Below are 19,522 nucleotides of genomic sequence, written 5' to 3'. Positions count from 1 at the left end.
TCAGGCTACGTGCGTATCGCGATGGAGCTGGCATTCCCAGTCTTCCCCCTGAAGAGGCATGCCGAAGAGGTCGTGAGGAGCGGTGGCGATACAGGAGAAGCCATTGCGGGCGTAGAGGCGGCGTGCGGTCTCGAGCACAGTATGGGTCCAGAGAATGACCCGCTCGTAATCGTGGTCGCGCGCGAAGGAGAGGCAGGTTTGCACGAGCCTGTCTCCCACGCCGCGCCGGCGAGCAAAGGGCTCGACGTGAAGCAGGCGCAGACGTGCGGTGCCCGAGCCTTCGTCGGTCAGGAAGACCGCTCCTGCCATGAGGCCATCCAGCTCTGCGACCCAGCACGCCTCGCGGTCAGGCTTGAAGTTGCGCAGAAACTGTGCGGCGGTTTCTGCGATGAGGCATTCCAGAGGGTGTCCCCAACCATGGCTCTCTGCATAGAGTGCTGACTGACGTGCGGCGATAAGGCTCACTTCACCGGAACGCGCCGGGCGAATACGAACATCGGCCGGAGTTTGAGGCGCAAGGAGATGCTCTATTCGTGCCAGAGACTGCACCAGGTCGCGCTTTTCGTGCGCGGTCAGTGCTTCGAGGTCCTGTCTGTAAGCGGGAAGAACATCTCGATCCGTCTGAGTGAGGAGACTCTGGTCTTCTTCAGGAAGGACGGCGTCAGGAGAGGGCGAGCGCTGATCAAGCAAGCCAAGGCGATGCCTGTAGAACCAATTAAAGCGGCGAAGAGCGTCGATTACTATTTCCATGGCTTTGCCTCTGCGCTCCCGTCAGAAAGAACGTTTATCGTTTCTTCTGACGTTGCGGCCAAATCAACTTCATTTTTGATGACCTCATCCCCAACGGCGTCGGGCGTTTGAGTCCTCTCTCGGCATGAGCACTGTGGCGCTATTGTTCCATGATGAGGACAAAAATTAACCTTGTGATCAGAGACAGTTGACAATGACTCGCATTTACAAGAAGGGCTTTTGCGGGTTTCAAACAGCTGATGTGAAAAATTTTGGCGATGCGCAGGATTATCGGTTTCGTTGCTCTTGCTGCGGCAGGTGCGACCAGTTTCACGGCAGCACAGGCAGAAAACAGCCAGCCGGATTCAGTCCTTCGGCAGAAGCAGGCTTCCGACAAACAATCGGCGGTCAGGCGAGACAAAGCCCGCAGGACCAAGGCCGATGAGGTCATCACCGTTTCGGCAACAGGATTGTCGCAGGCTGGTGCGACAACGAAAACCCGAACGCCAATTATCGACTCCCCTCAGACGATCTCGATCGTCACGCGAGAAGAAATCGAATTGCGGGCGTCCCCTACGATTGCTGATGCGCTGTCGTACACGGCAGGTGTTCAGGCCGAGCCATCAGGGATCGATAATCGCGTCGATGAGATCTCGGTGCGCGGCTTTGGTGCAGGAGGCTTTTCGTCGAATAACAATTTCGTCGATGGCCTACGTCTCCCGTCAGGCGGGCAGTGGACGCGCACTTCATTCGACCCGTTTGCGCTCCAGCAGATCGAGGTGCTCAAGGGACCGTCCGGTGCGCTTTATGGCCAGACAGCACCGGGAGGCATCGTCAATCTGACGACCAAGCGCCCTACCGAAGAGAGCCATGGCGAGTTTTTCCTGCAAACCATCGGCTATACCAAGCTGGGCAACTGGCAGGGACAGGCGTCGGGAGACGTGTCGGGAAAGCTCAATAAATCCGGAACTGTGCGAGGACGTATCGTTGCGGTAGCGCGCTATGGCGGCACGCAGGTCAATGATGTGAAAAGTGGCCGTTATTACGTTTCGCCCAGTCTGACCTGGGCCTATGCGCCCGGGTCGAGCTGGACCCTGCTCGCGCAATACCAGCGTGACACGGGAGGCTCGACCTTTCAGTTTCTGCCGATGACGGGCACGCTTCTACCGTCCAAGGGACGGTACATTGCCAATGACGCCAATATTGGTGAGCCTGACTGGAATAATTTCGACCGGACACAGGCGCTGGCCGGCTCCTTTCTGGAGCATCGCTTTACTCGCGTTCTCACGCTGCGCAATAATACGCGATACACCTATCTCGATAATCTTTATCGCTCGACCGTGCTTTCTGGCGATACACTGACCAAATGCACAGCAGCCATAAAGGGCTGCGTGCCGTATGAGACGGTCAATCGTCGTGCGGTCGAAGGTCGTGGACGCTCACAGGGTGTCGCAACGGATACCCAGCTTGAGGTCAAGGCAAAGACCGGCATCGCACGGCACACACTGCTTTTCGGAACCGATTATTTCTACACCAACTGGGAAAGCTCCCGCGATCTGGTGAATTCGGCGCTGGTTCTGTCAATGCTCAATATCTTCGATCCGGTAGCGCGTGGGACGACAGGGTACAGCGCTGGACTGGCACCGCAGGTTTATGGTGCCACAGAATCACAGCAAAATGGCATCTACTTTCAGGATCAGATCAGGATACGCGATCTTTATATTACTGTCGGGGGACGGCAGGACTGGGCGCGTGACAACACGCTCAATATCCTGACCCAGAAGCGCTATCTCAACAATAATGATCGCTTTACCTGGCGAGCCGGGGCTGTCTACCGGACGAAAATCGGTCTTGCACCCTATTTCAGCTACGCGACCTCATTTCAGCCTCAGGTTTCCGATCCGTCGACGGCTCTCGATAACAAGCCCTTCAAGCCGACGACGGGCGATCAGTACGAAGCCGGTTTACGCTATCAATATGGCAAGAGCATTTACGTCACGTTCGGGGCCTATCAGATCAAGCAGCGCAATGTGACGACGCCTGCACCGAGCGGGGTGCTTTGCGGGACAACCACCTGTCTCGTGCAGACAGGGGAGATGCGCGCACGCGGTCTCGAGCTGGAAGGGCGCGCGACCTTGCCCTGGGATATGGCGGTCATTTTCACCGGCACGCGCAGCGATGCGAAAATCACCGAGTCCAATACCCTGTCCCAGATCGGCAATTATATGAACGCCGCTCCAAAATGGATGGCCTCGCTTTTTGTCGACCAGCGTCTGCTTCACGGGCCAATGCGGGGGGCCGGGTTTGGCGGCGGTGTGCGGTACACCGGCCATTCCTATGGGGACACGGCCAATACGCTCTCCATCCCCGGTTACACGCTTTACGACATGTTCCTGCGCTATGATTTTGGCGTAGCCCGTCCGCGTTACGACGGTCTCTCTTTCTCGCTCAATATGCGTAATATCGCCAATAAGCGCTTTGTTGCGACCTGCACCGCCGTCTCAGCCTGCTATTACGGGCAGGGTCGAAGTCTGACGATGCGTCTGGAATATCGCTGGTAATGGCTGCGTCGCTGCTCATTCTGCTGGGGACGGTGTTGATCTCGGGGGCAGCGGGTCTGCTTTATCTGGCGTCGCATCAGCAGCAGATTTTGCGGCATCGGGCCTCTCTCAGGCCCTGTGTGCTGAGCGCGAGCGTCGTGGCGGTTTTCGCCTGTCTGGCTTTATGTACTGCAACAAGCCTTCTGGTCGGATTGTTCATGGCGTGTGTCGTGTTGATGCTCGTCCTCAGTCTGAGCCCTGTTTTGATCGCGCTCGTCGTCCAGAAGAGGCGATCATGAAAGAGAGTCCTCTTACCAATAAAGGGTGGGCCCTCAAGACGCTTGCCGGTCTCATTCCCGGGGCCGCGTTGTCTCTGGGGGTGATGGTCCTTCTGGGGCATGTTTGTGGCAGCACGGGCAACCCGATGACCCTGTCAGCCCAATGGCTGATGTGGCTGGCAGCTCTCGTCTGGGTTGTGTGTCTCAACGTCTGCCTTTTGTTTCGGACGGGATTGGGCGCCTGGCTCTGTTTCGGTTGGCTCGCTTGTCTTGTCTGGCTCATCAACACCTTGATGAGCGGGTTCAATGCTGCGGGGGGGTCATGAAACTGCGCGCCGACATCGCGAAACTCTATCGCGAGATCCATAGCTGGGTGGGCGTTGTGGCGGGTTTGTTCCTGTTCATCGCCTTTTATGCAGGCGCGATCAGCATGTTCGAGCCCGCGCTCGAAATATGGCTGACGCCGCACGTTACTTTACCGCCCGCTGTTTCGCTCGACCGTACGCCCGAGCTCATGGAAAAAGTTTTCGCGGCTCATCCCGAAAGCCGCAAGGCTTATACGATTGTCGTGTCGCCTGACCCGGATCACCCTGCGCGCATGGTCTGGCCTCTAACGGCGTCTCATCACGGGCATGGTTCCCAGTCTGTCGTGATGGCAGCGTTGGACACGCAAGGTTCGGTGATAACGACACAGCACAGGCCATCTTCCGTTGCGCAGGTGATCGACGTTCTTCACCAGCAAATGGGGCTTCCCCTGCCGCATGAAATTGCGATGATCGTCATGGGGTTTATCGTGCTTGGATACGCGGTGGCGCTTGTCTCAGGTACATTGGTTTTTCTACCTGCTCTGGCACGGGCGATTTTTGCGGTCCGACTTGAGGGCAGTGTCAGACGCAAATGGTTGGATCTGCACAATCTTCTCGGTTTCTGTTCTTTGCCTTTCCACATCGTCATGGCGCTTACTTCCGTCGTTTTTGCCTTTCACGACGTCATTTTTACGGTGCAGGCGGAGTTTCTATCCCATGAACAGGGAGAGGTTCATGGGGGCCGACGCGACGAGAGAGCAATGGGGAGTCACCAGCAGACGATGCATTCTGCTTCAGAAAACAGAGTGCTGGCTCCCGCAGAAATTGTCACGATTCTGAGGCGCGAGGCACCTGGGTTTACGCCTGATACGCTTGAATATAGCCATCGCGCAGGTGCCCCTCTCATGCTGCGCATCGCCGGACACGATCCGGCCCATGTCATGCGTGGCCCCAATAGCGGCTTCACGGCAATGGATCCTTATACGGGTCGTTTGCTCTGGCGCGATTATCTACCGGGTTATCAATCAGCGGGCTTTGGTGCCCTGACGAGCTTTTTCGCGCTGCATTTCGGGAGCTATGGCGGTGCGCCCATACGCTGGGCCTATCTTGTGCTCGGCTTCGCCGGAGCGTTTCTTTTCTACACGGGTAACAGGCTCTGGATTGCCGTCCGACGCCGAAAGGAAAAAGCGACAGGGATTGAGACAGAGACACGGGGCACTCTTTTCCTGTCGCGGTTGACGACGGGATGCTGTTTGGGCTGCATGACAGGCATTGCAGCTTTATTGGGAGGGGCGTTGCTTGCTCCCCTCACGCTCGGCGGGAGTCAGGCGCAGTTTCTTTATCACGGCGTTTTCTGGGCGATGTTGCTCGTGGCGCTAGCAGCGCCTTGGGGCACAAAGTTGGCACTTTGGCTGGCAACATGTGTTCATGGTGCGCTTGCAGTCGTCGTGCTTTATAAAGGAGGTCAGTCAGACGTCACGAATTGGAGTGTTGCCGCGATAGCGCTCGTTTTGACATTGTGGCTTTTCAGTTTGACCCGCCAAGCGGACATGTCACATTCAGCTACGGCTCGATGAATTGCGCGCGTATCTTGACTGAGCGTGGCCGTTTTGAGCCGGTATCAACTTTTTTGTGAAGCGTCAGAGCGGGAGAGGGCACGCAGGATCACCGCCCGATCGATGGGTATCCTAGGCTCGACCGCCTCCGATCTTATGAAGCTTCGAACAGGATGCCGCATGTCAGATGGTAGAGGCTGCTCGCCGGGATAGGCTCCATTGTCAGGCGGCCTTCGGCATTACGGCGTTCGTGCCAGGTCCCATCCGGGCGCAGCCAGGATTTGAGAACGGCTTCAGCCCGCGCACGTTCTCCTGGTGATTTGTGCCGTATAGCCAGTGAGGATTTCAGCCGCTCCGTCTGGGGCCACAGACGCGCTGTTCCTTTTTTGACATCGCCATTGCTCCAGACCTCATCGATCAACGTCGGATCGTCATCGATGGCACCGTGATTTCTGACGCTCTGCCAGAGTAAATCTTGCGCGTTCTCCAGACGATGTGATGGACCGGTTAGGCGCTCGTACCAGCTCAAGAGCCAGATCCATTCACAATGATGTCCTGGTTCCCAGACATGACGATTTTCCGTTGTCTCAACAAGAAGAGCATCACTGAAATACTCGGGAAGTGTTCCGGTCTTCTTGTCGAGGAGATGCTCGGCGAATAAATCGATAAGCTCGCTCGCGCGATCGAGGAAGAGTGCGTCTCCAAAGCTCTCGGCCGCTGTCAGATAAGCTTCCAGCAGATGCATGTGCGGGTTTTGCCGACGAGGCAAAGAGAGCGGTAATGATTCTACAAAACCAGCCTGCTGATGACGCAATCGGGTGGAGATGAACTCGCTCAGCGATCGGGCTTCTTCATGACAATTATGGCTGGGCAATAGCTTATTGCTTGAAGCCAACGCCAAAAGGGCGAAGGCGTGATCGTATAAATCCCGACGATCATCGATCACGTTTCCATCCAGATCGAAACGCCATGCGTAACCACCGTCAGGATGACGAGCGCGACCGAGCAGGAACGTCAGTCCCATCTCGACGGTGTCTGCTGCTCCGGCGAGCCCGTGTTCGGCAGCTTTCGAAAAGACGTAGATCTGACGGGTCAGTACGCGCAGTCTTCGGAACGACGCCGTTGATCGATACTCCTCCAGCGTCAAGCTCTCGTTGAACGCGCCGGCTTTTCTGTCGACCCCGTATTCCAGCCAGAGCGGCCAGGCACGAGTTGTCAGCCAGGTCAGTAGATCGTCGGGCATCGAGGTTCTTTATGAGAAGCTAGGGCGAACATTTGCGAGGTCGTGCACTGCGTTGACCGGCATCGAAAAAGGAAATGGCGTGACTGGAAGCGGCGTATCGACAAGATACCCGGATGACAACCCCGCAGCGGCGGCCGCTTGTATGTCGCTGACTTTGTCGCCCACAAGAACGCTGCGTGCGAGATCGATTCCGAACAATTTCTCGGCAGTCAGCAGCATTCCGGGTGCGGGCTTACGCCATTCTGATAGCTCGTGGCTGTCGTCGGGAGCTGCACCACAGAGGAAAACCGCATCCAGACTGGCGCCCTCTTGGGATAGAAGAGTCTCGATCCGCTCCTGCACTGCGATCATCGTAGAACGATCAAAATATCCCCGACCCAGACCGCTCTGATTGGAGACGATGATGATCGGCCAGCCCGCAGCGCTGAAAGCCGCAATCATTGCTGCGGCTCCAGGGCGGAGGGCTACTGTATCGGGGTCGGATAGATATCCCGTATCGATGTTGACGACTCCGTCCCGGTCCAGGAAGAGGGCTGCCTTGCCTGTCTCGATGGGACGATGGATCAAGACGACATTACTGCTTCGGGGCATGCTCTCTGATCCTGCCAAGAATCCCGGTGGTGCTCCGGCTATGCTCGAAGTCGATTGTCTTGACGCGTCCGCCACGCGCAAGCACCGTATCGGCGCCCGCAATTTGATCGAGACGATAATCTCCACCTTTGACGAGCACGTCAGGAGTGATCGCCTCGATCAATTTTGCTGGCGTGTCTTCGTCGAAAATCGTCACGTAGTCGACGCAGGCAAGGCTTGCCAGAATGCAGGCTCGATCATTTTCGGATTGAATAGGCCGATCGTCACCTTTGCCAAGGCGCTTTACGGATGCGTCGCTGTTGACGCCAACGACAAGATACGCGCCCTCAGCCCGTGCGGCTTCAAGAGAGTGAACATGGCCTCGATGGAGTATGTCAAATACGCCATTTGTGAAGACCAGCGGATGCAGGTTGTCAGTCGCATCCTTCAGCGCCGCCCAGTCTCTTATGAATTTGCGTTCTGTAGACACGAACCGTGCGGTGCTGCCGTCGCTGCGGGTGGTCATCAGGATGCCTTTTGCAGGAGGTGGCGAACGTAGGAAGCTACTCCTGTTGCGACATCGTCAAACTGGTGATCGCAGCCAGCTGCTCGAAGGTTACTCAGGTTCGCCTGAGTGAAGCACTGATATTTCCCGACCAGCGCCTCAGGGAAGTCGATATATTCAATTAGGCCCTGGGTCACCATCTGGTCCAGAGTGAGCTCAGGATGATTTTGTGTAGCACGCATGGTGTTCACGACTGCATGCGCGACATCGTTGAAAGCCTGCGCTCTGCCTGATCCGAGATTGAAGACACCGCTTCGCTCGGGGTGATCAAAAAACCAGAGATTGACGGCCACGACGTCTTTGACGAAGACGAAATCACGGACCTGCTCACCGGGGCCATAGTCTCCATAGGAACCGAAGAGTTTAACTCGACCGTCAGCTCGGAACTGGTTGAAATTATGGAACGCCACGGACGCCATACGTCCTTTATGCTGCTCATTGGGCCCATAAACGTTGAAGTAACGGAATCCAGCGACCTGACTGTTCATCTTCGGAAGCGTCTGGCGCACCACCTGATCGAACAGAAGTTTGGAATAGCCGTAGACATTGAGCGGACGCTCGAAGCGAGGCTCTTCGACGAAGTCTGCCGATCCGCCATAGGTGGCGGCACTGGAAGCGTAAAGGAGACGTGTTCCGGTCGTGGCACAGGTTTCGAGTAGAGTTTTGCTGGTCGTATAGTTGTTGGCAAGCATGTAGCGACCGTCATGCTCCATTGTATCGGAACACGCACCTTCATGAAAAATTGCTTCGACTTTCCCAAAGCGTCCTGCGGCGAATGAGTCGTAGAAGGCAGATTTGTCGATGAAGTCGCTGATGCCCAAATCGACAAGGTTATGAAATTTTTCTGATTTTGACAGATTGTCGACAGCAATGATGTCAGTGTATCCGCGCGCATTAAGCTCACGAACAATATTGCATCCGATAAATCCGGCAGCGCCGGTAACAATAATACGTTTAGACATGGTTTAATCCAGTAGTGACAATTGCAGTTTTGGTACTCTTTCTTCCCGATCAGGTCGTCGTCTGGCCGATCTAGAAGGAGAGCAAATTTCTGATCCTGTGGGACACTCTAATCGACCCTGTGTCAATCCAGGTGAAAAAACCAGCGATAAGGAAAGACACTGTGATGGAGAGCAGTGTTGCCATCGCCCCATATATATCCGGGCTACGGAGACCTTCAGGATCGATCCGTGCGATGTAGAGTCCGATGAAACGGATGACTGGATAATGCACCAGGAATAGAGCGAAAGAGTATCGTCCCAAGAACTGGAACAGCTGCGTCTCAAAGAGAGCATGAAGGAAGCGCAGACGCATCACCGCGATAAAGATACAGAGCGCGGCGAGCATGAGCTGAAAATTCACTGTCGACTGTGGAGGTGGTCCTATTCTGAGAGAGGATACTGCGTCGATGAGCTGGAAGGCATGCTGTCGTGCTAACCAACTGAGGCACATGCTGACCACGTTCAGCGCATACATCCAGATATCTGACGCGATCCAATGGGAGCTCTCGCGCAGTCATTGTCACCCTGCGGTCTTTAGTTTTGCGGCAATATCATTCGAGCTCGAGGAAGCAGTGAGTGATTGATCGGTATAAGGAGTGTCGACGAGCTTCAGAGCTTCGGTGACGACTTCCAAGGCATTGATGTTGGAGGTGCAGATCGGCTTTTCGTGTCCGACCGGGCAGGAATCCATCCAGGTGTCAGTCGACCACCAGCAATTGCCGCATTCTTTTGGCGGGATATTCGCATTTTGCGGATAGCCAAACCATGCCACATTTGTGGGACCGAACATGACAGCGCTGCGCACTCCCAGTGCGGCTGCCAAATGAACGAGTCCTGACTCAGCGTCAATGTGAGCAGCCGCGTTGGCGAGGATTGCAGCCGATTGCATAAAGGAGAGAGAACCCTTGAGATCGATGTCGACACCGGGAATGTGGTCTCCGGTCTCTCCACCCAACTGAACAATGACGAGATCCGGGCGTGTCGCTTTGAGGTTGCGAACGATCTCTATCCAAGTTTTCTTCGGGACGGCTTTCGTCGGACGGGGGCCGGCAATCTTGAACTTTCCGTCCCAGCCGTCGTGGATGGTAACGTATTTTCCAGCTGACAACCCGAGTTTGCCAGGCAGCTCGTGATCAACCTCGATTTGTAAGCGGTCACCCCCATAAGCCAGCCCAAGCATCTCATGCAGATAAGTATAGCGTTGAGAGCCTTTTCTGACGGCTATGTCGGCAAATGCTCCATCAAGAAATGGGTGGTTGCTTATATAGCGGTCCACTAAAACGCGCGCTTTTTCAATTTGACTGAAGAGATTCAGCACTTCTGGTTTCTTGTCAAGAAGCGTTTCGCAGTCGATATTTTCATTATCGAATGTTACGAACTGATTTGCTAGAAGGGCGAAACTGTAATGGGAGCGTGATCTTTCGAAAAGTCGGACATTGAGACTGTTTCGAAAGCCTGGGCAGCTTTTGAAGAAGGGTTCGATGATCTTATGCGACTCGAAATAAACATCGAACATCGCATCGTTGCCGAGTTCGGCCTGAAGGTCGCGAACGAGACGCGCGACGATCAGTGCGTCACCAATCCCGCCAGTAATACGTACAGCGAAGAGCAGGGGCTGTTGGAGGCTTATGCCCTTTTCGACGCGGGCAATGAGGTCACGAATGAGCGCGTCCTGAGCTGCGCTAAAACCCGCTTCAGGATCAGCCACGGCAACGTCTTCAGTCTGCTTTTTTCCGAACTTCGTTCCTAGTCTGTTGCGCAGAGAGGCCACGACGCGGGTCATCACATGGTACCAGACGATGTGCGGCGGATGCTTGGCTGCAAGCCCACGATAGTAACGCAAGGCGCGCACTGGCAAGGAGGTCGCTTGGAAGTTGCGCTGCTCATGTTCACGGAAACGAGCAATCTTGATCTTCTCTAGGGGGGCCGGTGATTTAGGCATCGGTCTTTTCTTTTGAGTGCATGAATTGATCATAGGCTCGGATGACTTCGTGGCATTCGCCCAACATCCGGACCGCACCGTCTTGTAACCAGGCGACCTTGTTACAGAATTTCATGATGGCAGGACTGGAGTGGAGTGCCATCACGACGATGCCGGCCCGATCCGAAATTTCTCGCAAGCGAGCGGTGGCCTTGGCCTGAAACGCACTATCGCCCACGGCCAGAACTTCATCCAGAAGCAGGATTTCAGCCTCTACAGCCATAGAGATGGAAAACGCCAGTCGCATCCTCATGCCTGTAGAATAGGTTCGAACTGGCATATCGATATGATCGCCCAGCTCGGAAAACGAGATGATTTCTTGCTCGTGAGCCGAAATCTGCTCTGAAGACAGGCCGAGGAAAAGGCCTCGCAGGCGAATATTCTGGCGACCGGTCGCATTGTCATCAAGGCAGAGAGAGATGTCGAGGAGCGGCACCGTCTTCCCCTCACGCTTCACGCAACCCTCCTGAGGTCTGTAAATACCGGCCATGACACGAAGGAGGGTGCTTTTGCCCGCACCATTCTCGCCAACCAGTCCAAGCCGGTCGCCTTTATCGAGGGAGAGGTTGATGTCTTTGAGGCACTGGACCTGAATTGCGCCGTCTCCGGCTTCGGCCATCTCATTACGTTGCCCGATGCGTGCCAGAGCTTTACGAAGCGATCGTCCTGAGATCTCGAAAACGGGGATGGTAACCGAGACGCTGTCGAGCTGAGCATTGTCATCCCGGTCAGACCCAATAAGCGACGTTGCGGCTGGCCCGCACGGAAGTAATGAGCACGAGTGTCCACCCTACTATAGCAAGAACAGCGGCAACACCCCAGCTAGCTGGCTGCGGTATGCTCCCAGAACCGGAGCACGAACGAGATCGACGAGACTGCTGAAGGGATTGATGGTAATGATCCATTGATGCTTCTTCAGCATGTGCGGCCACCACATCAATGGTGTGATATAGAATAGTATCTGGAGACATGAAGCGATCAACTGCGGAACATCGCGATAACGCGCGGACCAGATCGCAGCCATGTAAGACATCCAGGTGAGATTGAGCAGCAAGACAAGAAGACCCGGAATGAAAAGCAGCAGGTGATCGTAGCCCTTCACATTAAAGACGATGCGCAAGACAACGATAACAACGACGTTATGCGCCAGGATGATCATCTGCCTCCAGAGAACCTGGAAGATATAAACCCACAAGCTGACGTCACTCTGGCGAATGAAATTTGCGTTGTTTATGAAAGCGAAGCACGACTCATTCAGTATCCCCGAGATGAGCGCCCAGAGTACGAAGCCCGAGCCGATAAGCGGCAGGTAGCTTTTCATATCCTGCCCGAACAAAGTGCCATAGACCAATCCCATGGCACCAACCATGACGCCCATGCTCAGGGTGATCCAGAATGGTCCCAGGCTTGATCGAGCATAACGCTGCTGAATATCCAGCCACCCGAGAAGGGTCCATAGCCTCCAGGTGCGGCATCCTCGGAGGAATGAAGAGAGACTTTCTTTAAGCATTCAGCATGCCTCACATCCAGTGGCCCGAGGGGCCGAGCATATCTGTTTCATGAAAAGTGGAGGGTCTTAGCGCAGCTGGTGCAAGGCTGAGTCGATCACAATCATCTTAATAGAGAGTTCCTCGGGAGCTGGGCAATAGCCGGGAGACAGTCGCGGTTTGAGGTCAGGTTTTCAGAGAGTTCAGCTCGTCGCGTGTGATTGGAGCTGTTCCAAGCTTGCTCACAACCACGCTTGCAGCGGAGTTGGCAAGACGTGTGGCCTCTTCAAGGGAATATCCAGCGCCGAGCGCTGTGGCGAGCACGGAAATCACTGTATCGCCAGCACCGGAAACATCGAAGACTTCCTTGGCCTCGGCAAGAATGTGAATATGGCGATCGCCCACAAAAAGGCTCATCCCCTCCTCGGACCGTGTTACGAGGAGGGCCTCGAGTTCCAGTCGGTCGCGCAGACCGAAGGCGAGCCGCTCAAATTCGGCCTCGTTTGACCAGGTTCCAACGACCTGCGCAAACTCGGCGCGGTTAGGCGTGATCAGGGTCGCGCCACGATAGGCGGAATAATCCGATCCCTTGGGATCGATCAGAACCTTGACGTTCTTTTCCCGGGTGATGGCCAATACGTCTGAGACATGACTGAGGCCGCCCTTGCCATAGTCTGAGAGGATAACAGTATCTGTCGGGAGGAGGGCCTCACGAAACTTTTCCACGACTGGTTTAAGAAGTTCGCGATCAGGTTTGCGTTCGAAATCGGCGCGCACAATCTGCTGATTCCGGGCAATGATCCGGAGCTTTACGATCGTCCGAAAAGCCTCGTTGTAGGAAAAAGAGCATTCGACATTCTGACGTTCCAGAAGCTCGCGTAGGATGTCTCCCTCGTGGTCCCGCCCCAGAACCGAAAAAAGTGCAATCTGCGCGCCCATATTGGCAACGTTGAGCGCAACGTTCGCTGCTCCGCCGGGCGTGTCACGGATATCCTCGATCAAGACCACTGGAACGGGTGCTTCAGGTGATAGCCGGTTACTATCTCCAAACCAGTAGCGGTCCAGCATGACGTCGCCCATTACCAAGAGGCGGACAGAGGAGAAATCGCGGGGAGAGGTCACGCTCATTCAGACTTCCGAGGGTAAGAGTTACATTGAGCTGGTCATGTTTGCCAGACGTGCGCTGAGCGCCTGGGCAATCAAATCGGGAGATTGCTGCGTGCAGACCGGTACTTTATGTCCGCGTGGGCACAAGGCCATCCAAGTATCCTGGGTCGCCCAGCAATCCCCGCACGCCTGCGGTGGAATTGCTGAATAATCAGGATAACCAAAATAATCAACCGGCGTCGGGCCAAACACCACGACGGCTGGGGTTTCCAGACAATGAGCCATATGAACGAGGCCGCTCTCCACATCCAGGTGGCACAGGGCCTTGTCGATCAGGCCTGCGACCTCGGGGAGTGATGTCTGCCCTCTTAGATCGAAATCGGTATTCTCTATGCGTATGTCGTCTTTAGTGCCAACTTGTAGGAACTTTATGTGCGGAAACTCCTGACGTACCTTGCAAACCACTTCAGAAAATCGTGGGTAGAATTTGGTGGAAGTCTGCCCCAGCAGGACAACATTTCTATCATGCCCGTTGTGTATTGTGACATAGGGCACAGCGTCGAGACCGAAACGGCTTGTGGCACTGCGTTCAACGTGCAGCTTGTGCTGACTATTCGTTGGATCGATACCGAAGATCCAATGAGAGAATGTCATTCTTGTGCATCCGGCACGTACAGCCAGACGGGCGATCTGATTGTCTGGAACAGGTCGTCTGAATGCAAACTCTTTCAGAGGCTTGGATCGCTCGACAGCCGTGAGGAGAGCCTCTCTCAGACGAGGCGCAGAAACCAGATGTCGTGACGCGAAATCCGGCACGTCAATGACTATCGCGTGAGAGAGCCACACGCTGGCGTCGTAATGCTGCGCGGTACGATCGAAAAGAAATTCCGAACGGGCAGTATTGAAACATTTGACGCTTTTGAAGACCCACTCAACTACGTCGGGCTGGCCACAATAGATGTCGACGCTGAAGGGTTCAGAGGCGAGGGCCAGATCAGCGATAAAGCGCATCGCAATCATGTAGTCGCCAATACCCCCAACGATCTTTATGGATAGTGAAGATTTCACGTTCAGGAAAGTCTGTGGGCTGGAGATTCTGGCTTCGCGCCCTGAGATGCCGAAAGAGATAGCTTCTGCGTTTTCCGACGAATCGAGCAATAAAAATAAGACCAATCAATGAAGAATGGGAGGTTTTTCTAACTTCGTGGAACTGAAGAAAGAGTCTCCTTGCTCTGTAAAACAGTAGTTTCGCGAAAAAAAAAAGACATCAGATCTAGGTGTACTTCAATGGATTTTGAAGAAAATAGGTAAACCAATAATGCCAAGATTTTGCCACTAGCACAAGCAAGGACTCATTTCTGACGAATAGGGTCTTGTTTGAAGCCTGATAACGCCACAGCTGAATGGTATGTGGGAGGTTGCGTAGCGGGGTATAAGTGGCTTTTCTTGCACTATGCTTTTGGCCTCTGGACTTCACTGTTTCCAGTCTTTTCGTCATGGTGATGAGAGAAACGATGACAATTCTGATACTGATGGCTAACGAAGTTATGTGGCCAAACAAAGGTCGGTGTGCGTGCGTTCTCGGGAAACAGGGCCGAGCTGACGACGATCAGGTTTCAAAAAACTCTGATGTTCCGTGCGGCACTGCTTTCGACAGGTGCCAGCACGAAAATGCTGAGTGGTTCAGAAATTGCTCAGGTTTCGCGTCTCAAGCTCTAGGCGTTCCATTGATGGCGTAGAGGTTTGGGTGGGCGAAATTATGCAAGGGTCAGCTGGGTATTCAGGGCTCTTTCCGGCAACGCTCATGACAGCTGTCCTGAGCGTTGCCGGAAACAGGTTGGATGGACGGTCCCTTGGTTAAGCGCTTGCGACGCTCGTGAGCATGGCGGTCAGGCGTTGTGCGAAACCAGCTGCATCAGGCAGGGTTTCGCCGTCCTGAATGCGGGCGACATCCAGTAGAACGCGGGCATAGTCGGCGACGCTTTCGCCTTTTTCCACACGTGCTGCGAGATCGCGGATGAGCGGATGGTGCGGGTTGATCTCCATGATCGGGGCGCTTGGCGGCATGCCCTGACCTGAGCGGCGCATGAGACGCTGCATCATCAGATCCGGTCCGCCCTCGCTTGTGATCACCACGGCGCTGCCGACCAGACGCACGGTGCCCCGCACGTCCTTGACGTTTTCGCCCAGTGCTTCCTTCAACGCGGGAACCAGCTTCTCGAGATCGGCAGCGTCGCCTTCAGGCGTGGGCGCTTCGAATTTCTCCAGATCGCCATGGGCCTGGTTGATCGATTTCAGCCCCTTGTCTTCGTAGGAAGACAGACGATCGGGCCAGAAGCTGTCGACCTGGTCGGAAAGCAGCAGCACTTCGATGCCGCGGGCGCGGAAGCCTTCAAGCTGAGGCGAGGCGGCAAGCGCTTCGGCGTTCTCGCCGGTCAGATAATAGATGGCGTCCTGGCCGGGTTTCATGCGCGACAGATAGGCGTCGAGTGTGGTCGGCTCGTCCGATGCCGTCGAGCGGAAGCGTGACAGGGCAGCCAGTTCCTGACGGTGCTCCGAGTCCTCCCAGATTCCTTCCTTGATGATCGGACCGAAGTTTTCCCAGAATGTCCCGAAGCCTTCGGCATTCTCGGTGTCTTTGGCGCGGTTCTTGATTTCTGTCATCACGCGCTTGGTCACAGCCTTGCGGATGCGTGTCAGAACCGGGGTGGATTGCAGCATTTCGCGCGAGACGTTCAGCGGCAGATCTTCGGTGTCGACAACGCCATGGACGAAACGCAGCCAGGCCGGGAGAAGGGCGGCTTCGTCGGTGATGAACATGCGGCGCACATGGAGATGCACCTTGCTCTCACGCGACTGCTCCATGAAGTCGAACGGGCGCGCACCCGGAATGAACAGCAGGGCCGTGAATTCGGTCGTGCCTTCGGCGCTCCAGTGCAGCGTGGCATAGGGCTCGTCGAACTGGTGGGCTACGTGACGATAGAACTCGGTGTACTGCTCAGGCGTGATGTCGGATTTCGACTTGCGCCACAGCGCCGTGCCCTCATTGGCCGACTTGTCTTCGTCGCCTTCACGCAGGGTGATCGGCCATGAGATGTGGTCGGCCCATTTGCGGATGATCGAGCGCAGACGCCAGGCATCGAGGAACTCGTCCGCATCGGTTTTGACATGCAGAATGATGTCGGTGCCGGGCTGCTCGCGGGTTGCAGGCGCGATCGTGTAGGCGCCCTTGCCGTCGGATGACCACTGCCAGGCCTGATCCGAACCCGGTTGACGCGAGATCACATCGACCTTGTCGGCGACCATGAAGGCGGCATAGAAGCCGACGCCGAACTGACCGATGAGGCTCGGACGGTCTTCGGGCTTGGCGCTGTTTAGCTTCTCACCGAAAGCGCGCGTGCCGGAGCGGGCGATTGTGCCCAGATTACTGGCCAGATCCTCACGGCTCATGCCTGCGCCATTATCGCTGATTGTCAGCAGGCGGCTGTCTTTGTCCGGGTTGATGCGGATTGAGGCGTCAGCGGGGAGCGCTTTGGCGGCATCGGTCAGGGCCTCGAAGCGGCGCTTGTCCGACGCATCGGCCGCATTGGCCACCAACTCGCGCAGGAAGATCTCGCGTTCGGAGTAGAGTGCATGAACGACGAGGTCGAGAAGACGCCCGACTTCGGCGCTGAATTCATGCTTTTCGGCGCCCTGGACCTGATCTTTTTCTGTGTTCTCGGTCATGGAGATCCCTCAAGACTGTGATGGTGCCGCAATGGCACCGATTTGCAGGGAAAAGTAGAAATGCCCGGCTCTTTTTTCAAGAGTTGCAGGGACATAAGGGCAAAACGCAATCGCGTGTCAGGGGGGCGAGAGTCAGGGAGCGTGCCTCGTCAGGTGTTACCCAACGCGCTTCGGCAATCTCTGCTGCAGCGGTGACACGCCCTGTCCAGCGCAGGGCAAAAAGCTCAGCCCGGACCGTACAGCCCGGCTCATTGGCTGCCGGTGCCTCGATTTGTGTGAGATAGCGGCATGAGTCCGGGTCTGCATGCAGGGCGAGTTCTTCGCTCAGCTCCCGGATAAGAGCCCGCACCGGGGTTTCGCCTGGCTCAATCTTGCCACCCGGCTGCATGAAAGCCTTGGTGCCCTGCTTGCGCACGAGAAGCAGCCGCCCTGCCTTGTCGTGAAGGAGGGCCGCCGCAATATAAATGACTGACATCGTTGGTGTCAGCGTGTGCTGCCCAGAATGCTCAGACGTCCGTCGCCATTTTGCTGCGCCTTGAGCGCGTCATAGCCGGGCACGGCTGGGTGAGAGATTTCGATTTGATGCTTGTGTGTGGCGGTGATGACCACAACGCTTGCGTTTGCGGCCTCACCAGCCTGAATTCCGGCAGGAGCATCTTCGAAGACGGCGCAGTTTTTGGCTTCGAAACCCAGACGCTGTGCGCCAAGCACAAAACAGTCGGGGGCCGGTTTGCCGTTCGGCGCATCTTCAGCGTGATGAGGATTTTCGGCAGAGGCAGGCCAGCGATCTGGATACGCTTGAGGGCAAGATCGCGAGAGGCCGAGGTGACGATTGCCCAACGATCTTCGGGCAGGCTTTTCAGAAAGGCCGTTGCACCGGGAATGGGGTCGATGCCTTGCGTATCTTCCAGCTCACGGCTGGTGATCCAGTGTGCTTCTGCGACCGGGTCGACGCCCGGCAGTTTCTGGCGACGGATGGTTTCGATCGTCTGTACGCCATGAATGGTGGGCAGAAATTTGGCGACGTCCAGACCGTGTTTCTGAGCCCAGAGGGTCCATACCCGCTCCGCAGCGATAATCGATGTCAGGATGGTGCCGTCCATGTCGAACAGGAAGGCGTCGAAGGATTTACCGGGAAAAAGATCATGCTCGGCCAAGAGACTTCTCCATCATGAAAACGGGTCACACAGGATGCCGACCCTGCATGACCCCTCTAACTCAGGCAAGCTGACGAGCGATCAACCCGGCGTGTCGACCGCGAGACGTCCAAGGGCTGGATCATCCGTGAAGAACCCGTCCAGACCCATATCGAGATAGCGTTTCACTTCGGCAATCATGCCCTTTGGATTGCGGGCATTGAGCGCCCCGCCATCGCGCAGCTCTTTCGGCAGGCAGTAGTTTTCCGGCCGTGCCGTGTAGGAATGGACCAGCAGTCCGGCCTCATGGGCATCGGAGATGAGTGTGGTTGGCGTCCCCCAGGAGCCATCGGGCTTGCGCGGGATAAGATCCGTGTTCGACGGACCGATGACGTCAGCAAAGCGGCGCACTTCCCGGAGCCCCTCGGGCTTCATGAAATCACCAAAGGTCCTGGCGTTGCTCTTGCCGAGCAGATCGGGAGGTGTCTGTCCGGGCTCGCCCATCAGGAACATGACCCGCGCCTGAGGATTGATCTCGCGGGTCTTCTGGCCAATGGCCTTGAGATTGCCGGTTTCAAAAGACTGCAGCTCGAGCGGTGCCTGACGTGTGTAGTTATGGGCCGCGATGGTCCGCAGGAATGCGGTTTCCGGGTCGAGACCGAGGGCGTGGAAATGGGTGGAGTTCTTGATCTCGGGGATCAGGCCGAACACCTTGCCACGAGCCGCCGATTCAGCAGCGACGAAATCGATGACTTCTTCGAAGGTCGGGACATCGAAATGCCCATCATAACGTGTGTTATGCGGGCGGAGCTGCGGCAGGCGCTCCTTGGCACGTAGGGTCTTGAGCTCAGCGAGCGTGAAATCGGTTGTGAACCAGCCGGTTTCCTTCTGACCATCAATGGTCAGGCTGCGCTTGCGCGAGGCGAATTCGGGATGTGAGGCCACATCGGTGGTATCGGCGATGTTGCTCTCATGGCGCACGATCAGCACGCCGTCTTTTGTCATGACCAGATCGGGCTCGATGTAATCGGCACCATCGACCATGGCCTTGGCATAGGAGGCCAGCGTGTGCTCAGGCCTCAGAGCCGAGGCGCCACGATGGGAAAAGACGAGAGGTTTGGGTGCCAGAGAGGGAGCCGCGAAGGCGGGTGAGCAGATCCCGGCCATACCGAGGAACAGGGCGTGACGACGAGAAAGCATATCGGCTCTCCTGGAGTGTCCTCCGGGCGGGGCGGCGATGAGCCGGATTTATGATTGTCTAGGCAGGGGTTCGGGGCAGGTTTCCCGATCCTGGCGGA

The 19,522-nt window shown here is 56.0% G+C and carries 18 protein-coding genes and 1 pseudogene; 4 read left to right on the top strand and 15 right to left on the bottom strand.

Features of this window, described 5'->3' with window-relative positions:
* Window positions 1–750: a GNAT family N-acetyltransferase gene (locus JCM15831_RS11280; RefSeq protein WP_025824350.1), complete on the bottom strand. Its 750-nt coding sequence runs from the start codon at window positions 748–750 to the stop codon at window positions 1–3.
* Window positions 751–1,007: 257 nt separating this feature from the next.
* On the opposite strand from JCM15831_RS11280, the gene JCM15831_RS11275 reads away from it, so the two are divergent.
* The 4 genes from JCM15831_RS11275 to JCM15831_RS11260 are packed head-to-tail and all read left to right on the top strand — an operon-like array spanning window position 1,008 to window position 5,429.
* Window positions 1,008–3,290: a TonB-dependent siderophore receptor gene (locus tag JCM15831_RS11275; protein ID WP_035774360.1), complete on the top strand. Its 2,283-nt coding sequence runs from the start codon at window positions 1,008–1,010 to the stop codon at window positions 3,288–3,290.
* Window positions 3,290–3,568 carry a hypothetical protein gene (locus tag JCM15831_RS11270; protein ID WP_025824348.1) on the top strand — a complete coding sequence of 93 codons (279 nt, stop codon included), beginning with the start codon at window positions 3,290–3,292 and terminating at the stop codon, window positions 3,566–3,568. The genes JCM15831_RS11275 and JCM15831_RS11270 overlap by 1 nt, the downstream gene beginning before the upstream one ends.
* Complete coding sequence (locus JCM15831_RS21555) at window positions 3,565–3,873, top strand: hypothetical protein (protein WP_025824347.1); 309 nt, start codon at window positions 3,565–3,567, stop codon at window positions 3,871–3,873. The genes JCM15831_RS11270 and JCM15831_RS21555 overlap by 4 nt, the downstream gene beginning before the upstream one ends.
* Window positions 3,870–5,429 carry a PepSY-associated TM helix domain-containing protein gene (locus tag JCM15831_RS11260; RefSeq protein WP_025824346.1) on the top strand — a complete coding sequence of 520 codons (1,560 nt, stop codon included), beginning with the start codon at window positions 3,870–3,872 and terminating at the stop codon, window positions 5,427–5,429. The genes JCM15831_RS21555 and JCM15831_RS11260 overlap by 4 nt, the downstream gene beginning before the upstream one ends.
* Before the next feature lie 133 nt (window positions 5,430–5,562).
* On the opposite strand, the gene JCM15831_RS11255 is transcribed toward JCM15831_RS11260, so the two are convergent.
* From JCM15831_RS11255 to JCM15831_RS11185, 14 genes and pseudogenes are all read right to left on the bottom strand, one after another.
* On the bottom strand, window positions 5,563–6,651 hold the full coding sequence (locus tag JCM15831_RS11255; RefSeq protein ID WP_025824345.1) for an AGE family epimerase/isomerase: 1,089 nt from the start codon (window positions 6,649–6,651) through the stop codon (window positions 5,563–5,565).
* Between the two features lie 9 nt (window positions 6,652–6,660).
* Complete coding sequence (locus tag JCM15831_RS18540; protein WP_025824344.1) at window positions 6,661–7,242, bottom strand: D-glycero-alpha-D-manno-heptose-1,7-bisphosphate 7-phosphatase; 582 nt, start codon at window positions 7,240–7,242, stop codon at window positions 6,661–6,663.
* Complete coding sequence (rfaE2, locus tag JCM15831_RS18535) at window positions 7,226–7,747, bottom strand: D-glycero-beta-D-manno-heptose 1-phosphate adenylyltransferase (protein ID WP_051528468.1); 522 nt, start codon at window positions 7,745–7,747, stop codon at window positions 7,226–7,228. The genes JCM15831_RS18540 and rfaE2 overlap by 17 nt, the downstream gene beginning before the upstream one ends.
* Complete coding sequence (gene rfaD, locus JCM15831_RS11240) at window positions 7,747–8,748, bottom strand: ADP-glyceromanno-heptose 6-epimerase (protein WP_025824343.1); 1,002 nt, start codon at window positions 8,746–8,748, stop codon at window positions 7,747–7,749. Before rfaD ends, rfaE2 begins: the two co-directional genes overlap by 1 nt.
* A 559-nt stretch (window positions 8,749–9,307) precedes the next feature.
* Window positions 9,308–10,729: a glycosyltransferase family 9 protein gene (locus tag JCM15831_RS11230; protein WP_025824341.1), complete on the bottom strand. Its 1,422-nt coding sequence runs from the start codon at window positions 10,727–10,729 to the stop codon at window positions 9,308–9,310.
* A complete protein-coding gene (locus JCM15831_RS18530) occupies window positions 10,722–11,387 on the bottom strand; it encodes an ABC transporter ATP-binding protein (RefSeq protein WP_025824340.1) in 666 nt (221 codons plus the stop codon). The genes JCM15831_RS11230 and JCM15831_RS18530 overlap by 8 nt, the downstream gene beginning before the upstream one ends.
* Before the next feature lie 174 nt (window positions 11,388–11,561).
* Window positions 11,562–12,278: an ABC transporter permease gene (locus JCM15831_RS18525; protein ID WP_051528466.1), complete on the bottom strand. Its 717-nt coding sequence runs from the start codon at window positions 12,276–12,278 to the stop codon at window positions 11,562–11,564.
* A gap of 163 nt (window positions 12,279–12,441) precedes the next feature.
* Entirely contained in the window at window positions 12,442–13,383 is a 942-nt protein-coding gene (gene rfaE1 / locus JCM15831_RS11215) for a D-glycero-beta-D-manno-heptose-7-phosphate kinase (protein WP_025824339.1), read from the bottom strand.
* Between the two features lie 21 nt (window positions 13,384–13,404).
* Window positions 13,405–14,520 (bottom strand): glycosyltransferase family 9 protein, encoded by a 1,116-nt coding sequence (locus JCM15831_RS11210; RefSeq protein ID WP_025824338.1) that lies wholly within the window; start codon window positions 14,518–14,520, stop codon window positions 13,405–13,407.
* A gap of 699 nt (window positions 14,521–15,219) precedes the next feature.
* On the bottom strand, window positions 15,220–17,088 hold the full coding sequence (gene htpG, locus JCM15831_RS11200; RefSeq protein ID WP_025824337.1) for a molecular chaperone HtpG: 1,869 nt from the start codon (window positions 17,086–17,088) through the stop codon (window positions 15,220–15,222).
* Between the two features lie 76 nt (window positions 17,089–17,164).
* Window positions 17,165–17,563 (bottom strand): NUDIX hydrolase, encoded by a 399-nt coding sequence (locus tag JCM15831_RS11195; protein WP_025824336.1) that lies wholly within the window; start codon window positions 17,561–17,563, stop codon window positions 17,165–17,167.
* 8 nt (window positions 17,564–17,571) lie between these two features.
* Window positions 17,572–17,799, bottom strand: coding sequence for an HAD family hydrolase (locus tag JCM15831_RS24020; protein ID WP_232228149.1), 228 nt, complete (start codon window positions 17,797–17,799; stop codon window positions 17,572–17,574).
* An 80-nt stretch (window positions 17,800–17,879) separates the two neighbouring features.
* Window positions 17,880–18,245 (bottom strand): annotated as a pseudogene (locus JCM15831_RS24015) (HAD family hydrolase); the annotation flags it as partial.
* Window positions 18,246–18,326: 81 nt separating this feature from the next.
* Window positions 18,327–19,424, bottom strand: coding sequence for a glycerophosphodiester phosphodiesterase family protein (locus tag JCM15831_RS11185; RefSeq protein WP_025824335.1), 1,098 nt, complete (start codon window positions 19,422–19,424; stop codon window positions 18,327–18,329).
* Window positions 19,425–19,522: the final 98 nt, after the last annotated feature.

This window comes from Asaia astilbis JCM 15831 (assembly GCF_000613845.1).
Taxonomy (GTDB): domain Bacteria; phylum Pseudomonadota; class Alphaproteobacteria; order Acetobacterales; family Acetobacteraceae; genus Asaia; species Asaia astilbis.
Note: the sequence above shows the minus strand (reverse complement) of the source record. Positions and strands in the feature narration are given on the sequence as shown.